The sequence below is a fragment of the Thomasclavelia sp. genome, from assembly GCF_017889095.1.
In the GTDB taxonomy this organism is placed as follows: domain Bacteria; phylum Bacillota_I; class Bacilli_A; order Erysipelotrichales; family Coprobacillaceae; genus Thomasclavelia.
In genome coordinates this window covers 1-5,672 of record NZ_JAGHEW010000231.1, presented here as the reverse complement: position 1 = coordinate 5,672, position 5,672 = coordinate 1, and the positions used below count along the sequence as shown (strand labels likewise).

Annotated in this window: 6 protein-coding genes and 1 tRNA gene; all 7 read left to right on the top strand. The window is 29.7% G+C overall.

Annotated elements, in window-relative coordinates; all coding sequences use genetic code 11:
* Positions 1 to 13: 13 nt before the first annotated feature.
* Positions 14 to 90 (top strand) — tRNA-Arg (locus J7M77_RS10015).
* A 348-nt stretch (positions 91 to 438) separates the two neighbouring features.
* Positions 439 to 915 (top strand): PTS glucose transporter subunit IIA, encoded by a 477-nt coding sequence (locus tag J7M77_RS10010; protein WP_296878073.1) that lies wholly within the window; start codon positions 439 to 441, stop codon positions 913 to 915.
* A 14-nt stretch (positions 916 to 929) separates the two neighbouring features.
* Positions 930 to 1,760: a PRD domain-containing protein gene (locus J7M77_RS10005; RefSeq protein WP_296878071.1), complete on the top strand. Its 831-nt coding sequence runs from the start codon at positions 930 to 932 to the stop codon at positions 1,758 to 1,760.
* 124 nt (positions 1,761 to 1,884) lie between these two features.
* The gene (locus tag J7M77_RS10000) at positions 1,885 to 3,258 is read left to right on the top strand and encodes a PTS transporter subunit EIIC (RefSeq protein ID WP_296878070.1); all 1,374 of its coding nucleotides are present in this window, start codon (positions 1,885 to 1,887) and stop codon (positions 3,256 to 3,258) included.
* Between the two features lie 4 nt (positions 3,259 to 3,262).
* Entirely contained in the window at positions 3,263 to 4,258 is a 996-nt protein-coding gene (locus J7M77_RS09995; protein WP_296878068.1) for a hypothetical protein, read from the top strand.
* Positions 4,259 to 4,312: 54 nt separating this feature from the next.
* Positions 4,313 to 5,233, top strand: coding sequence for an FAD-dependent oxidoreductase (locus tag J7M77_RS09990; protein WP_296878066.1), 921 nt, complete (start codon positions 4,313 to 4,315; stop codon positions 5,231 to 5,233).
* 232 nt (positions 5,234 to 5,465) lie between these two features.
* On the top strand, positions 5,466 to 5,672 hold a 207-nt coding region (locus tag J7M77_RS09985; RefSeq protein ID WP_296878064.1), incomplete at its 3' end, for a hypothetical protein.

Here is a 5,672-nt window from a genome sequence, read left to right as displayed (position 1 = left end):
AGTCAAGAGAGAGGTCTACGTAGCTCAGCTGGATAGAGCACACGCCTTCTAAGCGTGCGGTCAGGGGTTCGAATCCCTTCGTGGACGCCATTTGTAAATTACTCTAAGCAATGCTTAGAGTTTTTTTTGTATATAAAGTAAATATAATTAATAAATTAAAATAATAAGATAAAACATTAAAAATATCAGAAAATGAAAATAAATAGATTTTAATACTTTATAAGTTGTTATATTTCTATGATATATTGTTTGAAATCCGTTATTTTGCCAAGATTTTTTTAAATTTATGTAAATAAATAGAAAAGATTGACAGTGATTATAAATCGTGCTATTCTAAAACTAGAAGGAATGTTACTCTTTGAGGCATCACCGTACAAAATATTTTTATTTTGTTTTGGTTGTGTTTCAAAGAGTTTTTTATTTGGGAGGTAGTAATATATGTTTAGTTTATTGAAGAAAGAACTAGTTTTATTTTCGCCGGTATTTGGTAAATCAATAGCTTTAGAAAATGTAGCAGATAAAGTTTTTGCGTGTAAGATGATGGGAGAAGGTATTGGTTTGATTAATAATAGTAATAAAGTATATGCTCCTTGTAATGGCTATATTGTAATGATTCCTGAAACAAAACATGCAATTGGAATAAAAGGAATGCTAAATGTAGAAATATTAATTCATATTGGATTAAATACAGTAGAATTAAATGGTAAGGGATTTAAGGTACATGTAAAAAAAGGTGATAAAGTCAAACAAGGACAATTATTAATAAGCTATGATAATAAAATCATGAATGAAAATAAAATAGATCTTACTACCGTGATGGTAATTCCCAATTCAGATAGTTTTAATATTACGTTTTTAAAAAATAATGAAGGATTAAATTTGGAGTCTAAATTAATTAAATTAACTAAGAAATAAGGAGCAAAACGATTATGAAAGCAATTAGGAGATTTAATAATAATACTGTTTTATGTATTACAAAAAACGGGAACGAAGTGGTTGCTTTTGGTAAAGGAATAGGTTTTCATGAAATTCCTTATGAAGTTGAATTATCAATGATTGAACGAACTTATTATAGTGTGGATGAGCAATATTTATCAATAATCAACAATATTCCAGATGATGTTTTAAAAGTATCAACACTTATTGTAGATTATGCAAAAGAAAAACTGAAATGTCCATATAGCGGTAATATTGTTTTTACTTTAGCTGATCATATAACTTTTGCGATTAAAAGATTTGAAGAAAATATGAGTTTAAAATTACCAATTATTTATGATATTAATCATTTATTTGAAAATGAGTATAAAGTTGGCTTGCACGCTTTAAAATTAATTAAGCAGCAAATGGATATTGTATTACCTGCAAATGAAGCTTCGCTTATTGCATTACATCTCATTAATGCAAAGGAATATAATAATTCAAAAATAGAATTAAGTGATGAAAAGATAATAAATGAAGTAACTAAGATTATTGAACGAGAGTATCAGATAGTTATCAATAAAGATCAATTTAATTATTCTAGATTTGTTTCGCATATGCACTATTTATTAAAAAAGAAACAAAATAAGCAGTTGATTTATTCGGAAAATAGTAAAATATATGAAGAATTAAAAATCGAATTTCCAAAAGTATATCATTGTGCTCAAATAATTAGTGAGTATCTTGTTGACAAGATAAATTTGAAGCTAAATGATGATGAAAAACTTTATTTAATGTTACATATAAATAGATTATGTACTAGAAAGGAATGTTACCGTTAGGGCATCACCTTATACATAAAATGGGATCATTTTGTGTATAAGGTTTTATTTTTATTAAAGGTCATGACAATCAATGATTAAGCGCGCAATTATCGATTGAATGAAATAGAAAGGATAGGTAAATATGGTAAAGAAAAATTATGAAGATGTTTCACAACAAATTATTAAGTTAGTAGGTGGTAAAGAAAATATAACTTATTTTACACACTGTGTAACACGGTTACGTTTTAATGTAAAAGATGTTGATTTAATTGATGTAACAGCAATTGAACAAATTTCTGAAGTTTCAGGTACACAATGGTTTGGTGATCAGTTTCAAATTATTGTTGGTGCAAAAGTTGATGATATATATGCAATGATATGCAAACTAGGTGATTTTGAAAAAAAAGAAACAATCAACGAAAATTTAGATCAAAAGAAAAATATTGGTATTAACGCAGTAATAGAATATATTTCTGGAGCAGTTGCACCAGTATTACCAATTTTAATTGGAACTAGTTTTGTAAAAATCGTAGTTCTTTTAATGGAACTTTTTAACTGGCATGTTGATAGTGGAACTTATCAAGTTTTAACATTTGCTGGTGATGCTGGTTTTTATTTTTTACCAGTGTTTGTTGGAGGTTATGCAGCTAAAAAATTAAACTGTTCGATACCTTTAGGGTTATTATTAGGAGCAATATTAATTCATCCAACATTGATAGAGGCTGTAAATAACAATACACCATTAAATATCTATGGATTACCAATAACTTTAGTTAATTATTCAAGTGGCTTTTTGCCAGTTGTTATAGGTGTTTATATTATGTCAAAAATTGAGAAATTAATAAGAAAGATTACACCGGAATTTATTCAAGCAATTGTAGTTCCGTTTATTACAATCATGCTTATGTTACCGATTATGCTATGTATCATTGGTCCGTTAGGGACTGTATTAGGAAAATATTTGGGAAATGCCATCGTTTGGCTATATGAGTCATTTGGATTTATTGGTGTAGCTTTAATGGGAGCATTTGCACCATTAATCGTTGTTTCAGGAATGCATATGACGTTAGTGGTTTATGCTATTACTTTATTTGGTGAATTAGGATATGAGCCATTAGTTTTTGTTACAGGGATAATTGCAACTCTTTGTCAAAGTGCAGCATGTTTAGGTGTATTTATTAAAACTAAAAATGCCAGTATTAAATCCAATGCATTAGCTAGCTTTTTGAGTGCTGGGATCGGTGGGGTTAGTGAGCCGGCACTATTTGGAATTACAATTAGATATAAAACACCGTTGTATGCAGCCTTTGTGGGCGGTGGTGTAGGTGGTGCTATTGCTGGACTTACACATGCAGTTGCATATGGATTGCTTTCTAGTTCGATTTGGAATATTGTTGCTTTTTTACCAGGCGGTATGGCAAATTTTATTTGGATGTTAGTAGCTTGTATCGTTGGGTTTATTGTTACGTTAGTTTTAACATTGTATTTATATCATGATCAAGAAAGCGAGGAATAATAATATGATTAATTATCCAAATTTATTTTCACCAGTTAAATTAGAAAATGCAGGTATTATTTTAAAGAATCGTTTAGAAGTAGGACCAAGTACACCTATTTTTATCCAGGGACCTGAAAGTTATCCTTCAGAAAGGATGATTCGCTATTATTCTAATTTAGCTAAAAATGGTGCTTCTTTGATTACAGTACATATATGCAAAAGTGATGGATTGCCAATAAAACCGACAACAAAAAATGTTGTTGTTTCAGGGCATATGATGGGTATGGATATATTTGATACAAAATGTGCTCATTATTTGACCCATTTGACAGAAGCAGTTCATTTTTATAATTCTAGATTATTGGTTAGAATGTCATGTGCTGCACCGAAGGGATATGATATTGCAAATATCTTGTCCCGTTATATTCCGCATAATATTACTGAAAGACAGATGAATCAAGAAATGTCTCAAGAAATGCTTTATCAATCAGCTAAGCAAACGGTAAATGTTTGTAAAAGATTACAAGAATGTGGATTTGATGGTGCATTTTTACATGCCTCATATGAATTGTCTTTGTTGGGACGTTGTTTATCAAAACGGTCTAATCGTAGAAATGACGAATTTGGTGGTGATGATTTAGAAAATAGATGTCGGTTTCCTTTATACTTGTGCAAGGAAATAAAAAAGGCGTGTGGCAAAGATTTTATTATTGAAATGAGTATTACTGGCTATAGTGAAGAAAAAGGGAATGAATGGAGTTTAGATGATACAATTAAATTTATGGAACTTGCAGATAAATATATTGATGTTGTTCAATTGAGATGTGATGAAATCGATCATGCTCATCCTACAGGATATGAAAGAAAAGTTAGACCATTTACATTCATGGCTAAAGCAGCTAAAAAAGCTAATACTACTGTTTTAGTTTCAACAATTGGTGGCAACTTTGATCCTGAGGCTTCTGAAAAAATAATTGGAAATCAAGAGGCTGATTTAATTGGTATGGCACGTGGTTAGATTAGTAACCCTGAATATGGACAATTGCTGTTAGAAAATAGAGCGAATGATTTGGTGCCTTGTATTCGTTGTAATAAGTGCCTTTTAGCAGCTAATAATGCAACTTTTGCGTCGGTATGTTCGGTTAATCCTCGTTATTGTATCAATGATCGACTTGACTATTTAGTAACACCAGTAAAAACTAAAAAGAAAATAGCTGTTGTTGGGGGTGGACCAGCCGGGATTGAAGCAGCAATTTGTGCTTATAAAAGAGGGCATGAAGTTATCTTGTATGAAAAGAGTAATCAATTAGGAGGACAGTTAAAAATTGCTGGAATTGCTGATTTTAAATGGCCACTAAAAAAATATACTGATTATTTGATTAATGAGGCTTATCAAACAGGTTTTAAAATCGAACTTAATACAGAAGCAACAAGTAATTTAATTAAAAAACAAAATTTTGATGCTGTGATTGTGGCACTTGGTGCAAAACCTTTCATACCACCAATCGAAGGAATTAAACAGGCAAATATTTTATTTACTGAAGATGCTTATTTGCATGAAGAAAAGATTGGTAATAAGGTTGTTATTATTGGTGGTGGTGAAGTCGGAGTGGAAACGGCTTTGTATTTAAACGGGCATGGCAAAGAAACAACTATTATCGAAAAACAAGAAATGTTGATGCCACAAGCTTCTTTTGAACATTTTTATTATTTAGTAGAATGTGAATGGGAAAAACGCGATAATTTTAATATTTTAGTTAGTACTGAAGTCGAAAAGATTTCTAATAATCAAATTATATGTAAAAAGAATAATGAAAAATTGATAATTGATGCAGATACAATTATTCTTTCTTCAGGATATACAGCAAAAATAGATGAAGCTTTCCTATTTGCAGGAAGTGCTCAACAATTCTTTTATATTGGTGATTGTAAAAAAGCACGCTCTTTGCAATCAGCAATTCGAGAAGGATTTGCAATTGGTTCATCAATTTAAAACTATATTTTATTAAGGCATGAATTTGTAATTTATGCCTTAATATGCTAATTTATGCTATACTTAAAAGGAATAAAATCAATGTTAGAAAATTCTATTATTAGATTATGATTAATACCTATATATGTAATTGATAAAGGTGAAAAATATAAAAAAGATAAATTAATCGTATATTTGTGTATGGTAAAACACTAAAAAATATTAGAAAATGTTATTAAGTTGGAGTAAGAAAATGAATAATAAGATGGCATTTGAAGCATTAGAATATGATGACAAAATTAATAAGACAGTTCCCTATTATCAAGATTTCTATATCCAAACGATCAATCTTATCAAAATATATTTAAATAAGCCGATAACTTGGCTTGATATTGGTTGTGGAACGGGGAAGATGGCTGAAGTCGCTTTTAAAAATACTGAAATTGATCAATTTGTTTTT